The following is an 18,463-nucleotide window of genomic DNA, read 5'->3' on the forward strand; positions in this document are numbered from 1 at the left end:
CCATGTGCAAAAAGACGTTCCTGCGCCGTTTGGTGCGGTCCTCGCTGCCGGTCCTCGCCCTGGCGACCGGGTTGGGCCTGTCGCCCGCCCATGCCCAGTCGTTGCAGGAAGCCCTGTCCCAGGCCTATCAGAGCAATCCGACACTGGAGAGCCAGCGTGCCGCCCTGCGCGCCACCGACGAGCTGGTGCCGCAGGCCCGGTCCGGCTTTCTGCCGACCCTGAGCGCCGAGGGTGATATCGGTCGCAATCGCCAGGAGCAGGACGAGGCCATTTCCGCCTGGACCGAGAAGTCGGTCGGCGTGACCCTGACCCAGCCGGTCTACCGTGGCGGCCAGACCGTGGCCGCCGTGGACCGCGCCGAGGCCCTGGTGCAGGCCCAGCGCGCCTCGCTGGCGTCGACCGAACAGGATGTGCTGCTGTCGGCCGCCACGGCCTATCTCGACGTCGTGCGCGATCAGGCGGTGCGGCAGCTGAACATCAACAACGAGCAGGTGCTGCGCCGCCAGCTGGAGGCGTCGAACGACCGCTTCCGCGTCGGCGAGATCACCCGCACCGACGTCAGCCAGTCGGAAGCCCGCCTGTCCGGGGCCATTTCCTCCCGCATCCAGGCCGAGGGCCAGCTGAGTGCCAGCCGGGCCACCTTCACCCGGCTGATCGGCACCGTGCCGGGCCAGCTGGTGCAGCCCAAGACCAACTTCGTGCTGCCGGCGTCGCAGGACGAGGCCGTGTCGCTGGCCGAGCAGAACAATCCGTCTGTCATCGCCGCCCGCTTCAATGAGCGCGCCGCTTCGGCCGCCGTGGATCAGGTCACCGGCGAGCTGCTGCCCTCGGTGAATATCGTCGGCTCCTATCAGCGCATCTGGGACCGGCCGACGGCCAATGGCGCCATCGACAGCGGCTCGCTGACGGCGCGGCTGACGGTGCCGATCTACGAGGCCGGCGCCACCACCTCCCGCGTCCGCGAAGCCAAGCAGACCGTCGGCCAGCGCCGCAACCAGGTGGACGAGGCCGTGCGTCAGGCCCGCTCCACGGCCGTCAGCGCCTGGGAGGCGCTGGTCACCGCCCGCGCCACCATCGAGTCGAATCAGGCCCAGGTCCGCTCGTCCGAGATCGCCCTGGAAGGCGTGCGGCAGGAGGCGACCGTGGGGTCGCGCACCGTGCTGGACGTGCTGAACGCCGAGCAGGAGCTTCTGGACGCCCGCGTCAACCTCGTCACCGCCCAGCGCGACGAGGTCGTGGCCGTGTTCCAGCTGCTGTCGGCCACCGGCCAGCTGACGGCCGGCCGTCTGGATCTGGGCGTGACGACCTATAATTACGAAGACCACTACAACAAGGTGCGCGGAAAGATCTGGGGCGTTTCCGCCGACTGATCCTTTTGTTCGCCAGAGAACGGATCGGGGGGCTTCGGCCCCCCGAGCTGTATCAAGCAAGTGGTATTTTTGCAGGTTCTGCCCTAGGCTGCCCCGCGCAAGCACGGCAGGTCAGGTAGCGCGCGAGATGGCCGACAAGACCCAACAAGAACCATCGATGGAAGAAATCCTCGCTTCCATCCGCAGGATCATTTCCGAGGACAATGACGTGCCGGCCGCATCCGAGCCGGAGCCGCCTCCACCTCCTGCACCACCACCACCTCCTCCTCCGCCCCCGCCGCCGCCACCGCCGCCGGTGGTCGAGCAGCCGGCCCCGCAGCCGGTGATGGAGGATGATGTGCTTGAGCTGACCCAGATGGTGCCGGATGAGCCGGAGCCGGTGTTCGAACTGGACGAACCGGAGCCGGCCCCGCCGCCACCGCCCCCTCCGCCGGCACCGGCCCCGCGGCCCATGCCGATGCCGGACGAGGACACGCTGCTGTCGGAAGCCAGCGCCGCCGCGGCCAGCCGCGCCTTTTCCGGCCTGGCCAGTTATCGCCGCTCCGGTCCCAGCCTGGTGGGCGAGGGGCCGATCGGCCGCTCCGACACCACGCTGGAGCAGATCGTCTATGATCTGGTCCGGCCGATGATCCGGGAGTGGCTGGACGAGAATCTGCCGCAGATGGTCGAGCGCATGGTGAAGCGCGAGATCGAGAAGGTGGTACGGCGCGGTCTGGACTGACGCGCCACCCCGGTGATGTATGGTTCCCGCGGGGCGGCGCCTTGATGGCGCCGCCCCGTTGCTCTATCAGAAGCCCTTTCTTCCGACCCTCGACCGTTAGGCCCGGACATGCTCGACAAGACCTTCAATCCCGCCGATGTGGAAGCCAAGCATTACCAGCGCTGGGAGGATGCCGGCGCCTTTGCCGCGCATGTCGAGTCGAACAAGCGGCCCTACACCATCATGATGCCGCCGCCCAACGTGACGGGCAGCCTGCATATGGGCCACGCGCTGACCTTCACGCTGCAGGACGCGCTGATCCGGTTCCAGCGCATGCGCGGTCAGGATGCGCTGTGGCAGCCGGGCACCGACCATGCCGGCATCGCCACGCAGATGGTGGTGGAGCGCAATCTGGCCAAGGAAGGCCTGACCCGGCAGCAGTTGGGCCGTGAAAAGTTCCTGGAGACGGTGTGGGCGTGGAAGGCCGAATCCGGCGGCACCATCACCCGCCAGCTGCGCCGCCTGGGGGCCAGCCCCGACTGGCCGCGCGAGCGCTTCACCATGGATGAGGGCCTGAACAAGGCCGTCCGCAAGGTCTTCGTCGAGCTGTACCGCCAGGGCCTGATCTACCGCGACAAGCGGCTGGTCAACTGGGACACCAAGCTGCACACCGCCATTTCCGATCTGGAGGTGGAGCAGAAGGAGCTGAACGGCAATCTGTGGCACTTCCGCTATCCCATCGAGGGGGAGGAAGGGCGCCACATCATCGTCGCCACCACCCGTCCCGAGACCATGCTGGGCGACACGGCCGTGGCCGTGCATCCCGAGGACCCGCGCTACCAGGACCTGATCGGCAAGTTCGTGCGGCTGCCGCTGGTCGGCCGCCTGATCCCCATCGTCGGCGACGAATATGCCGACCCGGAGACGGGCTCGGGCGCGGTCAAGATCACGCCCGCCCATGATTTCAACGATTTCGAGGTCGGGCGCCGGCACAATCTGCCGATGATCAACCTGCTGGACCGCGACGGCCGCATCCTCGACAGCTTCGAGGGCTATGCCGCCAAGGTCGGTGGCCGGCTGGAGCCGTTCAGCGAGCCGGTGCCGGAGGAGTTCCGCGGCCTGGACCGTTTCGAGGCCCGCAAGCGCGTGGTCGAGGAGATGGAGGCGCTGGAGCTGCTGGAGAAGATCGAGCCGCACAAGCACACCGTCCCCCATGGCGACCGCTCCGGTGTCATCATCGAGCCCTGGCTGACCGACCAGTGGTACTGCGATGCCAAGACCCTGGCCAAGCCGGCCATCGAGGCGGTGGAGCAGGGCCGCACCGTGTTCGTGCCGCGCCAGTGGGAGAACACCTATTTTGAGTGGATGCGCAACATCCAGCCCTGGTGCATCTCGCGCCAGCTCTGGTGGGGCCATCAGATCCCGGCCTGGTACGGGCCGGACGGCAGCGTCTTCGTCGCCGAGACGGAGGAGGCCGTCCGCGCCGAGGCCGAGGCCCGCTTCGGTGCCGGTGTCGCCCTGACCCGCGATGCCGACGTGCTGGACACCTGGTTCAGCTCGGCCCTGTGGCCGTTCAGCACCCTGGGGTGGCCGGAGAAGACACCGGACCTGGCCCGCTACTATCCCGGCAATGTGCTGGTCACCGGCTTCGACATCATCTTCTTCTGGGTTGCCCGCATGATGATGATGGGCATCCACTTCATGGGCGATGTGCCGTTCCGCACGGTCTACATCCATGCGCTGGTCCGCGACGAGAAGGGCCAGAAGATGTCGAAGTCCAAGGGCAACGTCATCGATCCGCTGGCCGTGATCGACCAGTATGGCTGTGACGCGCTGCGCTTCACCCTGGCGGCCATGGCCGCCCAGGGCCGCGACATCAAGCTGGCGGTCAGCCGTGTCGAGGGCTACCGCAACTTCGCCACCAAGCTGTGGAACGCCGCCCGCTATGCCGAGATGAACCAGGTGGCGCCGCTGCCGGGCTTCGATCCGGCCGGAGTCAGGCTGACGGTCAACAAATGGATCGTCGGCGCCGTGCAGCAGGCGGCCGCCCGCATCACCGAGGCCATGGAGGGCTACAAGTTCAACGAGGCCGCAGGCGCCATCTACCAGTTCGCCTGGAACAGCTTCTGCGACTGGTATCTGGAGTTCACCAAGCCGATCCTGAATGGCGAGGATGAGGCGGCCAAGGCGGAAACCCGCGCCACCACGGCCTGGGTGCTGGACCGCATCCTGCATCTGCTGCATCCGCTGATGCCGTTCCTGACCGAGGAACTGAATGAGAAGCTGGGTGGGGCCTCGGACAGGATGCTGATCACCGCCGCCTGGCCGGAGCCGCAGCCCGGTCTGGTCGATGCCGCCGCCAGCGGCGAGATGGAATGGGTGATCAAGCTGATCTCCACCATCCGCGCCATCCGGGCCGAGATGAATGTGCCGCCCTCGGCCCAGATCCCGCTGCTGCTGCGCGGTGCCGGCGCTGTGACCCAGGCCCGGCTGGAAACCCACCGCGACCTGATCCTGCGGCTGGCCCGCCTGTCCGGCGTGACCCTGACCACGGACGAGGCGCCGAAGGGTTCGGCCCAGGCCGTGGTGGAGGAGGCGACGCTGGTGCTGCCGCTGGCCGACTTCATCGATGTGGAGAAGGAGAAGGCGCGTCTGGCCAAGGAGATCGGCAAGCTGGAGCAGGAGATCGGCAAGATCGACGCCAAGCTGGCCAACCGCCAGTTCGTCGAGCGGGCGCCGGAAGAGGTCATCGAGGAGCAGCGCGAGCGCCGGGCCGAGGCCGACACGGTGCGCGGCAAGCTGGCCGATGCCCTGGCCTCGCTGGGGTAAGACGGATTGAGGGCGCCCACCGACCGGGCGCCCTCAATCCGCAGGCCGGCCCCTTCGCCTTGGCCTGGGCGCGCCCCATATCGGAACCAGTGCCGGCTGCGTTGCGGGGGCATGGCCTTTCTGCCATTATCCGCGGCCTCGGTCCGGCTTTCAGCGGGACAGCGGAGAAAGCTCAATGTCCATCGGTATTTGGCAGATTCTCATCATTCTGCTTATCGTGCTGATCCTGTTTGGCGCCGGCAAGCTGCCCAAGGTCATGGGCGATGTGGCCAAGGGCGTGAAGAACTTCAAGCAGGGGCTGAAGGACGACGACGAGGAGGCGGAGCCGAAGGTGCTTCGGTCCGATGCTTCGGTGCCGCCGCCCGCCGGACCGGTCACGCCGCCGGTGTCGGCACCATCCTCCAAGGACGAGGCGGCCAAGGGCTGATGCGGCTCGCGGTTCCGGTCCCGTCTTTCTACTGCCTGGGCGCCTGATAAATGCTGGATATCGGCTGGTCCGAACTTGCCGTCATCGTGGTGGTGGCCCTGGTGGTCATCGGCCCCAAGGATCTGCCGCGGGCCTTGCACACCGCGGCCAAGTGGGTGCGCAAGGCGCGGCTGCTGGCCCGCGAATTCCAGAACAGCGTCGATGACATGGTGCGTCAGGCCGAGCTGGAGGATCTGCGCAATCAGCTGGAACAGGCCCGCAGCGGCAATCTCACCGCCCAGATCGAGAAGGCCGTCGACCCCGACGGTGCCGTGCGCGAGTCCCTGACCGTGCCGAATCCGCTGGCGGACACGCCGAAGCCCGCCGGGCCGGAAGCGTCCACCGGCACGCCGGCTGCGCCCGCCGCCGTGCCGGAAACGCCGGCTGTCCCGGCCCTGACGACGGAGCCGATGCCGCCGGGCACACCCTCGGCACCGGGAACCCCGGCGCCGGTCGATCTTTCCCAGCCCGAGACGAGGGGCTGAGCCCATGTCCGCACCCGACTTCCATGACGAGCCCGACGAGCTGGACAGCAGCAAGATGCCGCTGCTGGAGCATCTGGTCGAGCTGCGCAACCGGCTGGTCTACAGCGTCATCGCCCTGTTCGCAGCGTTCCTGCTCTGCTTCTTCTTCGCCGAGCAGATCTATAAACTTCTGATGTATCCGCTTTATGTGGCCTACGGGGCGGATGCGGCCAACCGGCGCATGATCTATACGGCGCCGCAGGAAGCCTTCCTCACCTATGTGAAGGTGGCCTTCTGGGCTGGGGCGCTGATCGCCTTTCCGGTCATTGCCAACCAGATCTGGAAGTTTGTGGCTCCGGGTCTCTACAAGCACGAGAAGAGGGCGTTCCTGCCCTTCCTGGTGGCGACGCCGGTGCTGTTCGCGTTGGGCGGTGCCCTGGTCTATTTCTTCATCATGCCGATGGCATTGAAGTTCTTCCTCGGCTTCGAGTCCGCCGGGGGGGATGGCAGTCTGGCCATCGTGGCCGAGACACGGGTGGGCGAATACCTGTCGCTGGTGATGACGCTGATCTTCGCCTTTGGCATCGCCTTCCAGCTGCCGGTGCTGCTGACGTTGCTGGCCCGCGCCGGGTTGGTGACGGCCGCCGGTCTGGCCGAGAAGCGGCGCTATGCCATCGTCGGTATTTTCATCGTGGCCGCCATCCTGACCCCGCCCGATGTCATCAGCCAGGTGGGCCTGGCGACACCGTTGCTGCTGCTCTACGAGGTGTCGGTGTTCATGGCCCGGCGCATCGAGAAGCAGCGGGCCGCGGCCGAGGCGGCGGAAGAGGCGGAACTCTGACCGCACGGTTCCGGCGGGGCCTGCGCGTGGCGACAGGGGTTGCCGCCGCTGGACCCTGCCGCCGGCTGGCTCTATAACTCGGGTCCCGTTCCCTTTTGTTCGACCCGGGATCATGCACGACCTCCGCGCTATCCGCGAAAACCCCGATCTGTTCGACCGTGGCCTGGCCCTGCGGGGCCTGGACCCCCGGTCCGCCGTCCTCCTGGATCTGGACCTGCGCCGACGCGCCGCCCAGACCGCCTTCCAGGAGATGCAGGCCCGCCGCAACGAGGCGTCCAAGCTGATCGGCCAGTACAAGCGCGAGGGCAAGGACGCGCAGGCCATCCTGGACGAGGTGGCGTCGCTGAAGGAGCGCATCCCCGCCACCGAGGAGGAGGAGAAGCGCCTCGGCGCCGAACTCGACGCCCTCCTGGCAGCCCTGCCGAACATCCCGGCCGCCGATGTGCCCGCCGGCAAGGATGAGCGCGACAATGTGGAGATCCGCCGCGTCGGCACGCCGCCGGTCATCGCCGCGCCGAAGCAGCATTTCGAGCTGGGTGAGGCGCTGGGCCTGATGCGCGCCGATCTGGGCGCCAAGCTGTCGGGTGCCCGCTTCACCGTGCTGCGCGGCCAGCTGGCCCGGCTGGAGCGTGCCATCGGCGACTTCATGCTGGACACGCATACCCGCGAGTTCGGCTATGAGGAGGTGTCGCCACCGCTGCTGGTGAAGGACGAGGCCGCTTTCGGTACGGCCCAGCTGCCGAAATTCGCCGAGGACCTGTTCCAGACCACCAACGGCTATTGGCTGATCCCCACCGCCGAGGTGCCGCTGACCAATCTGGTGGCCGATTCGATCCTCGACGCCGAGGAACTGCCGCTGCGCCTGACCGCGCGCACGCCCTGCTTCCGCTCGGAGGCCGGGTCCGCCGGCCGCGACACCCGCGGCATGATCCGTCAGCACCAGTTCTACAAGGTGGAACTGGTCAGCATCACCACGCCCGACCAGTCGCTGGCCGAACATGAGCGCATGACCGAGGCGGCGGAGACCATCCTGAAGCGGCTGGGCCTGCCGTTCCGCACCGTGACCCTGTGCAGCGGCGACATGGGCTTCAGCGCCCGCAAGACCTATGACATCGAGGTCTGGCTGCCGGGACAGGACACCTACCGCGAGATCTCCAGCTGCTCCAACTGCGGCGATTTCCAGGCCCGCCGCATGAAGGCCCGCTTCCGCGCCAAGGGCGACAAGACCACCCAGTTCGTCCATACGCTGAACGGGTCGGGCGTGGCCGTCGGCCGCTGCCTGATCGCCGTCCTGGAAAATTACCAGCAGGCCGATGGCTCGATCCTGATTCCGGACGTTCTCAAGCCGTACATGAACGGTCTGGAGCGGATCGCGGCCCATGGCTGAGTTTGATTTCACCGGCACCCGCATTCTCGTCAGCAATGATGACGGCATCCATGCCACGGGATTGAAGGTGCTGGAGCGTATCGCCCGGTCGCTGACCGACGATGTCTGGGTGGTGGCGCCGGAACAGGAACAGTCCGGCGCCAGCCACAGCCTGACCATGCACCGGCCGCTGCGGCTGAAGCAGGTGGGAGAGCAGCGCTATACCGTGGACGGCACGCCCACCGATTGCGTGTTGCTGGCCCTGAACCATCTTCTGGCCGACCGCAGGCCGGCCCTGGTGCTGTCCGGCGTCAATCACGGCAGCAATATCGGCGAGGACATCACCTACAGCGGCACCATCGCCTGTGCCATGGAGGCGACGCTGCTGGGCGTGCGCGCCATCGCCATGAGCCAGCGCATCCAGGGTGACGCCGCCCCTCACTGGGATACGGCGGAACGCTTCGGGCCGGAGGTGGTGCGCAAGGCCATGGCCATCGACTGGCCGCGGCATGTGCTGATGAATGTCAACTTCCCGCACTGCCCGCCGGAGCAGGTGCGCGGCATCCAGGTGGTGCCGCACGGCAACCGCAAGATCGGCGATGAACTGGACGAGCGTGTCGACCCGCGCGGCCGCCGCTATTTCTGGATCGGTCCGGTGCGCGGCGAGGCGGAAGTGCCCGAGGACAGCGACATCCATGTGGTGTCCCATGGCGGCATTTCGATCACGCCCATCTATCTCGACCTGACGCATTATGCCTGTCTGGACCGATTGCGGGAGGCGTTCTCGTGAGCACGGCGGCGCGCAAGATCCGGCTGCTCATGCTGTTGCGGCGCAACGGCGTGACCGATGTCGGGGTCCTGCGCGCCATGGAGCTGGTCCCGCGCGAGATATTCGTCCCCGCCACCTTCCACGATCAGGCCTATGAGGACACGGCCCTGCCCATCGGCCATGGCCAGACCATCAGCCAGCCGCTGGTGGTGGGGCTGATGTCCCAGGCGCTGGAGCTGAACGACCGGCTGAAGGTGCTGGAGGTCGGCACCGGCTCCGGCTATCAGGCCGCCGTGCTGTCGAAGATCGTCCGCCGTGTCTATACGGTGGAGCGGCACCGTCCGCTGCTGGCCGAGGCGGAGCACCGGTTCCGCACCCTGCGCCTGCACAACATCACCGCCCGGCTGGCCGACGGCATGAAGGGCTGGCCGGAAGCGGCCCCGTTCGAGCGGATCCTGGTCACCGCCGGCGGCGGGAGCGAACCGCCGCCCGATCTGGTCGGGCAGCTTGCCCTGGGCGGGATCATGGTCATACCTTTGGGGCCGGACCGGCGGGAGCAGAAGGTGGTGCGCTTCCGCAAGACCGAGGACGGGCTGGAGCGCGAGGCGCTGTGGCCCGTGCGCTTCGTCCCCTTGTTGCCGGATATTGCTGGAGAACCGGCCCGGACGACCGTGCCTGAGGAATGAGACCGGTGAAAGCTGCGCTGCCCTGGATGTTCGCTGCCCTGTTGCTGGCCGGTTGCGCCAGCGACCCGCCGCCGCGCCCGCAGGCGCCGGTCAATGCCATCTTCGTCTCCCGCGGCGACACGGTCTATGGCATCTCCCGCGTCTATCGCATTCCGCTGCGTGACCTGATCGAGGCCAACGGGCTGCAGCCGCCCTATGCTCTGAGCCCCGGTCAGCGCCTGGTCCTGCCGACGGTGCAGGACTATACGGTGCAGGCGGGCGATACGCTTTATGCCGTCGCCCGTGCCCACCAGGTGGACATGAGCACGCTGGTGCGCTTCAACAATCTCCAGCCCCCCTACGCCCTTTCTCCGGGCCAGGTCCTGCGGCTGCCGGGCCGCAGCCCGGCAGCGTCCGCCGTGGCCCAGGCCGGCGGCACCCGCCGCCCGGACGCCACCACCACCCCGCCCAGCCGGGCGACCCGGCCGAGCGTGGAGACGGCGGAACTGCCGCCGCCATCCAGCCCATCCGCGCCCGCAGCGGCCTCGCCGGCCACCCCGCCGACCTCCAGCCGGCAGTCGCCGCCGGCCGCGACGACGACCGTGACGACAGCCCCGGCGGCGGGATCGGCCGTGGTCGGCAAGAAGGGGGTGGAGACGGAGGCGCTGCCGCCGCCGGGGACAGCGCCGGCCGCATCCGCCAGCACGGCAACGGGCGGCACCGGCACGGCCGGCAGTGGCACGGCCAGCAGTGGTACGGCCAGCAGTGGTACGGTGGTGACGCCGCCCAGCCGGCCGGCCCCGGCCGATTCGCCGCAAGCCGAGCCGCCGCCGCAGGTGGCGGCGGCTCCCTCCACGACACCGCCCGCCGCTCCGGTCCAGGCCGCCCCGAAACCGCCGCCGGGCAAGGGGTTCATCTGGCCGGTGCAGGGTCCGATCCTGTCGGATTACGGGCCGAAGCCGGGCGGGTTGCGCAATGACGGCATCAATATCGGTGCCGCCCTGGGCACGCCGGTCATGGCGGCGGAGAGCGGCACCGTCGTCTTTGCCGGCAACCAGGTGAAGTCCTTCGGCAATCTGATCCTGATCCGCCATGCCGATGGCTGGGTCACCGTCTATGGCTATCTCGATCAGATGAGTGTGACCGAGGGGCAGAAGGTGACGCGCGGCCAGACCATCGGCACCGTCGGCCAGACCGGCAATGTCGTCGCCCCGCAGCTGCATTTCAGCATCCGCAAGGGCGAACAGCCGGTCGATCCCAAGCAGAAGCTGGGGAGCTGAGGGCCGGGATCAGGGCTCGAAGATCTCCTCGATCCTGCGTCCGAACAGGCGGGCGATGGCGAAGGCCAGCGGCAGGCTGGGATCGTATCGCCCGGTTTCGATCGAGTTGACGGTCTGACGGGAGACCTGCAGCCTTTCGGCCAGATCGCCCTGGCTCCAGCCCTGTTCCTGGCGCAGGTCGCGGAGACTGTTCTTCATTGATAGCGTCTGTTGGCGATGAACAGGCCGGCCGCCCACAGGCTGGCCATGATGGGCCAGACGGCGAAGGCCCGCAGTGTCGGCGCCCCGGCGCTCTCGGCAAAGCCCCAGCCGAAGGTGATCAGGGCGGTGCCGGCGAAAGCCAGGGCAATGGCCTCGAACTGCACCCGGCGCTGCAACTCGTCCATGCGCCGAACCCCGCGCAGGATCGTCCAGGCCGCGGCCACGGCGCCGACCATCGGCGTCACGGCCAGAATGAGCTTGGCCGCCCCGGTGGGCAGGAAAACGCGGTCGGCCAGATTGGAGGCCAGCAGCAGACCGGCATAGAGCAGGAGCGCCGCGCCCAGTTCCAGGACATGACGCGAGGGCTTGAACATCGGGATCTCCTTGCCGGGTCGTGGCCTGGCAGGGGGACTGTAGGATCCCGCAAGGGGATGTCAAGCACCCTTTACAGATGACTGTGCGGCGGATCCGGCCCTGGCGGCGGCCGGGCCGGCAGCCGCCCGGCGCTGAGTCGCGATCCGATCGCGGCGCGGTCAGGCGATCGGCTTGCCCAGCCGCCCGGCCAGGTCCTGCACCAGTTGCCAGGCCACGCGGCCGGAACGGTTGCCGCGGGTGACCGACCATTCCACCGCCTCGGCCCGCAGCTGGTCGGGAGGGATGTCCAGGCCATAGGCCGCGGCATAGCCCTCGAGCATGGCGAAATAGGTGTCCTGGTCGCAGCTGTGGAAGCCGAGCCAGAGGCCGAAACGGTCGGACAGGCTGACCTTCTCCTCCACCGCCTCCGACGGGTTGATGGCGGTGGAGCGCTCATTGTCGATCATGTCCCGCGGCATCAGGTGCCGGCGGTTGGAGGTGGCGTAGAAGACCACGTTGTCGGGCCGACCCTCGACTCCCCCCTCCAGCACCGCCTTCAGCGACTTGTAGTGCCCATCATCGCTGCCGAAGGAGAGATCGTCGCAGAACAGGACGCAGCGGCGGCCCGCCCCCTGCAACAGGTCCAGCAGGCGGGGCAGGGTGGGGATATCCTCCCGGTGGATCTCCACCAGGGCCAGGGCACCGGGACGGGCCCTGTTGACGGCGGCATGCACGGCCTTGACCAGCGAGCTTTTGCCCATGCCGCGGGCACCCCAGAGCAGGGCGTTGTTGGCCGGCAGGCCGCGGGCGAAGCGCTCGGTGTTGGCCAGAAGCGTGTCGCGCTGGCGGTCGATGCCCCGCAGCAGGGCCAGATCCACGGCATTGACCCGCCGGACCGGGATCAGGTGCAGGTCGGTGGCGCGCCAGACGAAGGCGTCGGCGGCCGTGAGGTCCACGGCTTTCGGCGTCGGCGGGGCCAGCCGGTCCAGGGCATCGGCGATACGGGTCAGCAGCGGCAGCAGCTCGGATGACGACATGATATGTCCCGGGAAAGGCCATGAACTGCCATAGTCTGCCTGCATCCACCGGCTTCGATAAACAACAGAACCCCTGCGGCCCGGGAGGGACAGGTTTGAGAGACCGCCAGGGGACGATCAAACACCCCTTGCGCGCGGAAACCGACGGGGCCATGTCAGCGGCGGCGTTGATGCGCTTCTGGCGCCCTCCGGGTCGCGGGTGGGGGCCAAGGGTCGCGGAAACGGCTAAACCGTTGCAAGCCGTCGTGCGGCAGGTATAGTCCCGGCGACCGCGAAAGACCGACTTTTCTTCAAGGAGTGCCCATGTTCATCTCCACGGCCTATGCCCAGACGGCTGCCGGTGCCCCGCCCGATGCCGCTGCCGGGCTGATCCAGTTCCTGCCGCTGGTGCTGATCTTCGTCGTCTTCTACTTCCTGCTGATCCGTCCGCAGCAGAAGAAGCTGAAGGAGCACAAGACGATGCTCGAGGCCCTGCGCCGTGGTGACCGCGTCGTCACCGGCGGCGGCATCGTCGGCACCGTGATCAAGGTCGGTACCGAGGACGACGTCACCGTGGAAATCGCCGAGAATGTGCGCGTGCGCGTCGTGCGCAGCACCATCCAGAGCGTTCTGGCCAGGACGGAGCCGGCCAAGGCTTCCGAGCCGGCCGAGAAGAAGTAAGCACCGGCCCTGCCGGCGCGCGAAGGGCGGCCCCGGGGCCGCCCTTTCTGTTTGTGCCCTGGCCGTCCCATGCCGGCTGGACCTGACATCCGCTGGCGACCACCTGACCGGATCACCCGCCGAAGGGAGCCTTCCGCCATGATCGACGTCACCCCCATCATCCCGGCCGACCGTCAGGTCATCGACACCTATGCACCCGGCCATTTCCGGGTCAGCAACACGCTGTACCAGGGGCCGATCATCGTCTTCCCCGACCATACAGAAGCCTGGGCGGTGGACGGCTTCGCCCAGGTCACGGCGGACAGTTTCGCCGCCGTCGCCGCGGCCGAGCCGAAGGTGGAGGTGCTGCTGTTCGGGACCGGAGCCAGCATGGAACTGCTGCCCGGCGCCATCCGCCGTGCCCTGAAGGAAAAGGGCGTGGTGGTGGATGTCATGGACAGCCGTGCCGCCTGCCGCACCTACAATGTGCTGCTGGCCGAGGGGCGGCGGGTGGCGGCGGCCCTGCTGCCGATCTGACCGCGGCCGCCGTCCGGTGGATCAGCCCGGCGCGCCGGCGGTAAGCAGCAGGTCGGCGGCATGATGGCCGGACTGCACCGCCCCCTCGATGGTGGCGGGCAGGCCGGTATCGGTCCAGTCTCCGGCCAGCAGCAGATTGGCCAGGGCGGTGCGCGCGCCGGGCCGCCGGGCCAGTTGCGCCGGTGTGGCGGCGAAGGTGGCCCGCTTCTCCTTGATCAGGCGCACGGGCGGGCAGGGGCCGGACAGACCCAGGGCACGGCCCAGGTCGGCCCAGAGACATTGGGTCAGCACCTCCGCCGGCCGGTCGAGCAGCGCGTCCGCCGCGCTGACCGTGACGGAGGCCACGTCGCCGCGCAGGAACAGCCATTCGGCCGTGCCGCCCACCAGCCCCAGCAGCGGGCTGCCGCCGGGCAGCGGCACCGGCGCCGGCAGGCGGAAATGGGCGTTGAGGATGGCATGGTGCCGGTCGGGCACGGTCAGCCCGGGCACCAGCGCGGCGGCGGCCTCCGGCGGCACCGCCAGCACCACCCGATCGCGCGGGGACAGGGCGATGGCATCCCCCGCCCGGTGCAGGGTGGTGACGCGGCCGTCATTGATCTCCAGGGCGCGGATGCGGCTGTGACGATGCAGCGGCATGCCGCGGGCCGCCAGCAGGGCCAGGGCCGGCTCGACCAGCGCCGCCGACAGGCCGTGGCGGGCCAGATGCGGGCGGCAGGCGGCCTCTCCGCGCAAGAGCGTGCGGTGGACCACGGTCCAGAGCAGCCGGGCCGAGCCTGTCTCCGCCGGGGTATTGAGGACGGAAACCGCCAGCGGCCGCCACAGCCGGCGCCAGAGCAGCCGGGACGAAGGGGGCGCCCGCTCCAGCCTGTCGGCCACGCTGGCGGCGGGCGGTGCCAGGGCCAGACGCAGCAGATCGAGATGGGCCGCGGCCCCGACTCCGGCCACCCGGCGGGCCGGGTCCAGCAGCCAGAGCGGCAGCGGCGTCCGCCCGGGGCGCAGGGTCCAGCCGGTGCCGTCGGCCAGATCGAGGAAGGGCAGGGCCGCAGGAGCCACGGCGGTCAGGCCGCAGCGGCCGCCGATGCGGTCGAGATAGCGGAAAATATGCGGATTGGCGCCCAGGATCAGGTGGTTGCCGTTGTCCAGGGTGCGGTCCAGGGTGCGGTCGTGATAGGAGCGGCAGCGGCCGCCCGGCTGTTCTCCCGCCTCGTGCAGGATGACGGGCTGCCCGGCTTCCGCCAGCCGGGTGGCGCAGGCCAGCCCGGCCAGGCCGGCCCCGATGACATGCACCGATCCGGAGATCGACCGGTCAAACTCCGGGACAGCGCGCATCAGGGGCCGGGCAGTCGTCCGGCGGCGCTGCGCAGCGCGATGCCCAGCTTCTCCAGCCGGCTGAGCTGGGGGCGGGTGCCCAGCGCCTGCCAGCCCCGGATCTGCAACCGGCGCAGCAGCCGCTGATACATCTGCATCATGGCCACGGCCGGCCACAGGCAGCGTGTATCCCCCGACAGCAGCAGGCGGGCCTGGGTGAACCGCTCCTCCGCCAGGGCCGCCATGGCTTCGCAGACCTGGGGCAGACGGGGATGGGCCAGCACCAGATCCGGGTCGCGCTGCCCCAGCGCCGGGTCGATGTCCGCCGCCTGCAGCAGTTCGGCGGGAAGATAGAGCCGGCCCAGCCGGGCATCCTCGGCCAGATCGCGCAGGATGTTGGTGAGTTGCAGCGCCTCGCCCAGGGCGAGGGCGAAACGGTCGGCCTCGTCATCGTCACGGCCGAACACCCGGACGGCCAGGACACCGACGGCGCCGGCCACCCGGCGGCAATAGAGCGTCAGCGTCGCCTGATCGGGGGCGCGGACCGGCCCCTCCACATCCATCAGCATGCCGTCTAGGATGGCCTCGAACTCGGCCTTGGGCAGGCGGTAGTGATGGATGGCGGCGCCCAGCGCGGCCAGGGTGCCGCCGGGCAGCCGCTCCGGTGCCGTGTACAGCGTGTCGATGCGGCGGCGCCACTCGCCCAGGGCCGAACGTTTGGCCTCGGGCGGGGCGGGTCCGTCGGCCACATCATCGACAGCGCGGCAGAAGGCATAGACGGCGAACATGGCCCGGCGGCGCTCGGCCGGCAGGAAGCGCAGGGGCCAGTAGAAGGTGCTGGCGCGTTCACCGCCCACGGCGGCGGTCTGTCGTGCCGACGGGCGTCCCGGCGGGCGGCGGCGCAGGCCATCCAGCAGGCCGCGCAGGGTGGCCCCGACGCGGCCCGCAAGGCCCAGCTCCACCCGGCCGGCCAACGGGTCCTGGCGGCGCAGGCGACGGCCCAGCGCACGGGCCAGATGCAGGATCACCGCTGCCTCCAGGCGCAGTCCGGGATGGCGGATCAGGCGGGGCAGAGGGCTGGCCCGCTCCAGCAGCAGATCGACCTGGTCCAGGGTGCGGTCGAGCACGGCCCGCACGGCCGGTGTCGCGGCATATTCGACCAGCTGTTCGGGATGGCCCCCGGCCTCGTCGAACCAGACCAGCGGCAGGTAGCAGCGCCCCAGCTCGACCCAGTCGCCCCGGCAATCCTGGAGATGGTTGAGGATCTGCAGGGCCGTGCACAGGGCATCGGCGGCCGGGGCCGGCGCCATGCCCTCCCCGTGCAGCTCCAGCAGGAAGCGGCCGACGGGATTGGCGGAATAACGGCAATAGAGCATCAGGTCGCCCCACTGCCGGCAGTGGCCGCCCTGGGCGTCGCGGCGGAAGGCCTGGAGCATCTGCCGCGCATGCAGACCGGACACACCCGTGGCCGTCAGGCTGGCCTTCAGCTGCAATGCCGGTGCCAGCCAGGGTTGGCTGCCGACGCCGCTGACCAGGGCCCGCTCCAGCGCATCCAGCTGGGCGATCTTCACCTCGGCCTCCAGCAGCGGCGCGTCGGCAATGTCGTCGGCCAGACGGACGAAGGCATAGAAGGCCATGACATGCGGGCGCAGCCGGGCGGGCACCAGCCGCGACGCCACCGGGAAATTCTCCTCGGCAGCGGTCTTGCGTGCCGCAGGCTCGCCCCTGTCGGCCGCATTGGGCAGGGTGCGGAAATCGGCCATCGTGGTCCCCGGTTTCCAGGCGTGGCCCGCCACTGTGCCAGAACAGCCCCACCTTGGTGAAGGTGCGCGTGGGCCTAGAACGCATGGACGAGCCATGCACGGCACGGCCATAGAACCGGCGGAAATGCACATGCCCCGATGGAGGGGCTCCATCGGGGCATGGCAACAGCGGATCCGCCGTGACCGGTCAGGATCACGGCGGATGGGGATCAGATGAACTCGCCGGTCTTGATGGCGGCGAAGCGGGCGTTGACGGCGTCCCAGTTCACCACGTTCCACCAGGCGTTCAGATAGTCGGCGCGGCGGTTCTGGTACTTCAGGTAATAGGCGTGCTCCCACACGTCATTGCCCATCAGCACCGACTTGCCTTCCATCAGCGGCGTGTCCTGATTCGGACGGGCCACGATCTCCAGCTTGCCGGCCTGATCGGCGGTGACGAACACCCAGCCGGAGCCGAACTGCTTGGTGCCGGCTTCGTTGAACTTCTTCTTGAAGTCCTCGAAAGTGCCGAAATCGCGGGCGATGGCCGCGCCGACCTCGCCGGTGGCGTCGCCGCCGCCGTTCGGACCCATGATGGTCCAGAACATGGAATGGTTGACGTGGCCGCCGCCATTGTTGCGGACCGCGGTGCGGATGTTCTCCGGCAGCTCACCGACCTTCTTCATCAGCTCCTGGAGCGACAGGCCATGCAGCTGGGTGTGCTCGGACAGGGCGTTGTTCAGGTTGGTGATGTAAGTCTGGTGGTGCTTGCCATGGTGCAGGCCCATGGTCTGCGCATCGATGTGCGGCTCCAGCGCCGCCGTGTCATAGGTCAGCTCGGGCAGGGTGAAGGCCATGAATAGGCTCCTTGTTTTCCTGTGGTTGCACGTCCCGTCGATGGGCGGGGCGGCCTGGTGCTGGTGCAGAGATACGGCGCCACCCGCCGGGGGTCAACCCGTGCGGCAGGGGCAATCATGCATGCAACGCTATCATTTGCCCGCCATCGCATCCTATAACGCCCGCCTCCGCTCCCCGGCGCCATGACCATGCCAGACCCCTCCCTCTCCGCCAGCGCAGAGCAGCTGCGCCGTTTCGACAATGACCGTTTCCTCACGGCCCTGTTCGCCCCGGCCGACCGGCGCGAGGACCTGTTCGCGCTCTATGCCTTCAATCTGGAAATCGCCAAGACCCGCGAGGTGGTGACCGAGCCGATGCTGGGCCAGATCCGCCTGCAATGGTGGCGGGACAGCATCGAGGCCCTCTATGCCGGCCAGAGCCGCCGGCACGAGGTGCTGCAGCCCCTGGCGGCGGCCGTCCGGCGGCACGGGCTGGACCGCGCCCTGTTCGACCGGCTGATCGACGGGCGCGAGGCCGACCTGGAGGACGAGGCGCCCAGCAGCCTGGAATGTCTGGTCAACTATGCCGAGATCACCTCGGTTCCGCTGATGCAGCTGGCCTTGCAGGTGCTGGGCGTGCGGACCGGCGCGGCCCTGGAGGCCGCCCGGCATGTGGGCATCGCCTGGGCCCTGGCCGGCCAGCTGCGCGCCGTGCCCTTCCTGGCCGCGGCGCGGCGGTCGCGGCTGCCGGCGGCCCTGATGCAGCAGCACGGGCTGGATGAGGCGGCCCTGTTCACCGGAGCGCCGGGACCCGCCGTCCGGCCGGTGGTGGCGGCGGTGGCGGCGGTGGCGGGACAGCATCTGGATCAGGCGCGGACCCTGCGCCGGCAGGTGCCGCGGGCGGCCCTGCCGGCACTGCTGCCGGCCACGCTGGCCGATCTCTATCTGCGCACCCTGGCCCGCGCCGACCATGACCCCTGGGCGCCCCGGGTGCGGATGCCGCATCCGGCCCGCCAGCTGCGCCTGGGCTGGGCCGCCCTCAGCGGGCGCTGGTAACGT

Annotated in this window: 19 protein-coding genes; 13 read left to right on the forward strand and 6 right to left on the reverse strand. The window is 69.1% G+C overall.

What is annotated here, in order from left to right; translation table 11 throughout:
• Positions 1 to 2 precede the first annotated feature (2 nt).
• The 10 genes from DK368_RS00390 to DK368_RS00435 all read left to right on the forward strand — a co-directional run bounded on the left by DK368_RS00390 (position 3) and on the right by DK368_RS00435 (position 10,750).
• Complete coding sequence (locus DK368_RS00390; protein ID WP_193552231.1) at positions 3 to 1,370, forward strand: TolC family outer membrane protein; 1,368 nt, start codon at positions 3 to 5, stop codon at positions 1,368 to 1,370.
• Between the two features lie 127 nt (positions 1,371 to 1,497).
• On the forward strand, positions 1,498 to 2,091 hold the full coding sequence (locus tag DK368_RS00395) for a DUF2497 domain-containing protein (RefSeq protein WP_114391575.1): 594 nt from the start codon (positions 1,498 to 1,500) through the stop codon (positions 2,089 to 2,091).
• Between the two features lie 108 nt (positions 2,092 to 2,199).
• Positions 2,200 to 4,899 (forward strand): valine--tRNA ligase, encoded by a 2,700-nt coding sequence (locus tag DK368_RS00400; protein ID WP_114391576.1) that lies wholly within the window; start codon positions 2,200 to 2,202, stop codon positions 4,897 to 4,899.
• A 175-nt stretch (positions 4,900 to 5,074) separates the two neighbouring features.
• Complete coding sequence (tatA, locus tag DK368_RS00405) at positions 5,075 to 5,326, forward strand: twin-arginine translocase TatA/TatE family subunit (RefSeq protein WP_114391577.1); 252 nt, start codon at positions 5,075 to 5,077, stop codon at positions 5,324 to 5,326.
• Positions 5,327 to 5,376: 50 nt separating this feature from the next.
• Positions 5,377 to 5,850 carry a Sec-independent protein translocase protein TatB gene (gene tatB, locus DK368_RS00410; RefSeq protein ID WP_114391578.1) on the forward strand — a complete coding sequence of 158 codons (474 nt, stop codon included), beginning with the start codon at positions 5,377 to 5,379 and terminating at the stop codon, positions 5,848 to 5,850.
• Positions 5,851 to 5,854: 4 nt separating this feature from the next.
• Positions 5,855 to 6,670, forward strand: a complete 816-nt coding sequence (gene tatC / locus DK368_RS00415) for a twin-arginine translocase subunit TatC (RefSeq protein WP_114391579.1) — start codon at positions 5,855 to 5,857, stop codon at positions 6,668 to 6,670.
• A gap of 112 nt (positions 6,671 to 6,782) precedes the next feature.
• The gene (gene serS / locus DK368_RS00420) at positions 6,783 to 8,057 is read left to right on the forward strand and encodes a serine--tRNA ligase (protein ID WP_114391580.1); all 1,275 of its coding nucleotides are present in this window, start codon (positions 6,783 to 6,785) and stop codon (positions 8,055 to 8,057) included.
• Positions 8,050 to 8,826, forward strand: coding sequence for a 5'/3'-nucleotidase SurE (surE, locus tag DK368_RS00425; RefSeq protein WP_114391581.1), 777 nt, complete (start codon positions 8,050 to 8,052; stop codon positions 8,824 to 8,826). Before serS ends, surE begins: the two co-directional genes overlap by 8 nt.
• On the forward strand, positions 8,823 to 9,491 hold the full coding sequence (locus tag DK368_RS00430) for a protein-L-isoaspartate(D-aspartate) O-methyltransferase (RefSeq protein WP_114391582.1): 669 nt from the start codon (positions 8,823 to 8,825) through the stop codon (positions 9,489 to 9,491). Before surE ends, DK368_RS00430 begins: the two co-directional genes overlap by 4 nt.
• A 5-nt stretch (positions 9,492 to 9,496) precedes the next feature.
• Positions 9,497 to 10,750: a peptidoglycan DD-metalloendopeptidase family protein gene (locus tag DK368_RS00435; RefSeq protein ID WP_162305806.1), complete on the forward strand. Its 1,254-nt coding sequence runs from the start codon at positions 9,497 to 9,499 to the stop codon at positions 10,748 to 10,750.
• Positions 10,751 to 10,759: 9 nt separating this feature from the next.
• On the opposite strand, the gene DK368_RS00440 is transcribed toward DK368_RS00435, so the two are convergent.
• From DK368_RS00440 to DK368_RS00450, 3 genes are all read right to left on the reverse strand, one after another.
• Complete coding sequence (locus tag DK368_RS00440) at positions 10,760 to 10,948, reverse strand: helix-turn-helix transcriptional regulator (protein WP_114391584.1); 189 nt, start codon at positions 10,946 to 10,948, stop codon at positions 10,760 to 10,762.
• Positions 10,945 to 11,325, reverse strand: a complete 381-nt coding sequence (locus DK368_RS00445) for a hypothetical protein (RefSeq protein WP_114391585.1) — start codon at positions 11,323 to 11,325, stop codon at positions 10,945 to 10,947. The genes DK368_RS00440 and DK368_RS00445 overlap by 4 nt, the downstream gene beginning before the upstream one ends.
• 159 nt (positions 11,326 to 11,484) lie before the next feature.
• Entirely contained in the window at positions 11,485 to 12,342 is an 858-nt protein-coding gene (locus tag DK368_RS00450; RefSeq protein ID WP_114391586.1) for an ATP-binding protein, read from the reverse strand.
• Positions 12,343 to 12,645: 303 nt separating this feature from the next.
• Here DK368_RS00450 and yajC point away from each other — a divergent pair, with 303 nt between their 5' ends.
• On the forward strand, positions 12,646 to 13,002 hold the full coding sequence (gene yajC, locus DK368_RS00455) for a preprotein translocase subunit YajC (RefSeq protein ID WP_114391587.1): 357 nt from the start codon (positions 12,646 to 12,648) through the stop codon (positions 13,000 to 13,002).
• Between the two features lie 138 nt (positions 13,003 to 13,140).
• A complete protein-coding gene (locus DK368_RS00460) occupies positions 13,141 to 13,518 on the forward strand; it encodes an Mth938-like domain-containing protein (protein ID WP_114391588.1) in 378 nt (125 codons plus the stop codon).
• A gap of 21 nt (positions 13,519 to 13,539) precedes the next feature.
• On the opposite strand, the gene hpnE is transcribed toward DK368_RS00460, so the two are convergent.
• From hpnE to DK368_RS00475, 3 genes are all read right to left on the reverse strand, one after another.
• Positions 13,540 to 14,847 (reverse strand): hydroxysqualene dehydroxylase HpnE, encoded by a 1,308-nt coding sequence (gene hpnE / locus DK368_RS00465; RefSeq protein ID WP_162305807.1) that lies wholly within the window; start codon positions 14,845 to 14,847, stop codon positions 13,540 to 13,542.
• Positions 14,847 to 16,589, reverse strand: a complete 1,743-nt coding sequence (hpnD, locus tag DK368_RS21880) for a presqualene diphosphate synthase HpnD (RefSeq protein WP_240002271.1) — start codon at positions 16,587 to 16,589, stop codon at positions 14,847 to 14,849. The genes hpnE and hpnD overlap by 1 nt, the downstream gene beginning before the upstream one ends.
• Before the next feature lie 209 nt (positions 16,590 to 16,798).
• A complete protein-coding gene (locus DK368_RS00475) occupies positions 16,799 to 17,425 on the reverse strand; it encodes a superoxide dismutase (protein WP_114391589.1) in 627 nt (208 codons plus the stop codon).
• Positions 17,426 to 17,614: 189 nt separating this feature from the next.
• On the opposite strand from DK368_RS00475, the gene DK368_RS00480 reads away from it, so the two are divergent.
• Positions 17,615 to 18,460, forward strand: a complete 846-nt coding sequence (locus DK368_RS00480) for a phytoene/squalene synthase family protein (protein WP_193552232.1) — start codon at positions 17,615 to 17,617, stop codon at positions 18,458 to 18,460.
• Positions 18,461 to 18,463 lie beyond the last annotated feature (3 nt).

Source organism: Oleisolibacter albus (assembly GCF_003336875.1).
GTDB classification, from domain to species: domain Bacteria; phylum Pseudomonadota; class Alphaproteobacteria; order Azospirillales; family Azospirillaceae; genus Niveispirillum; species Niveispirillum album.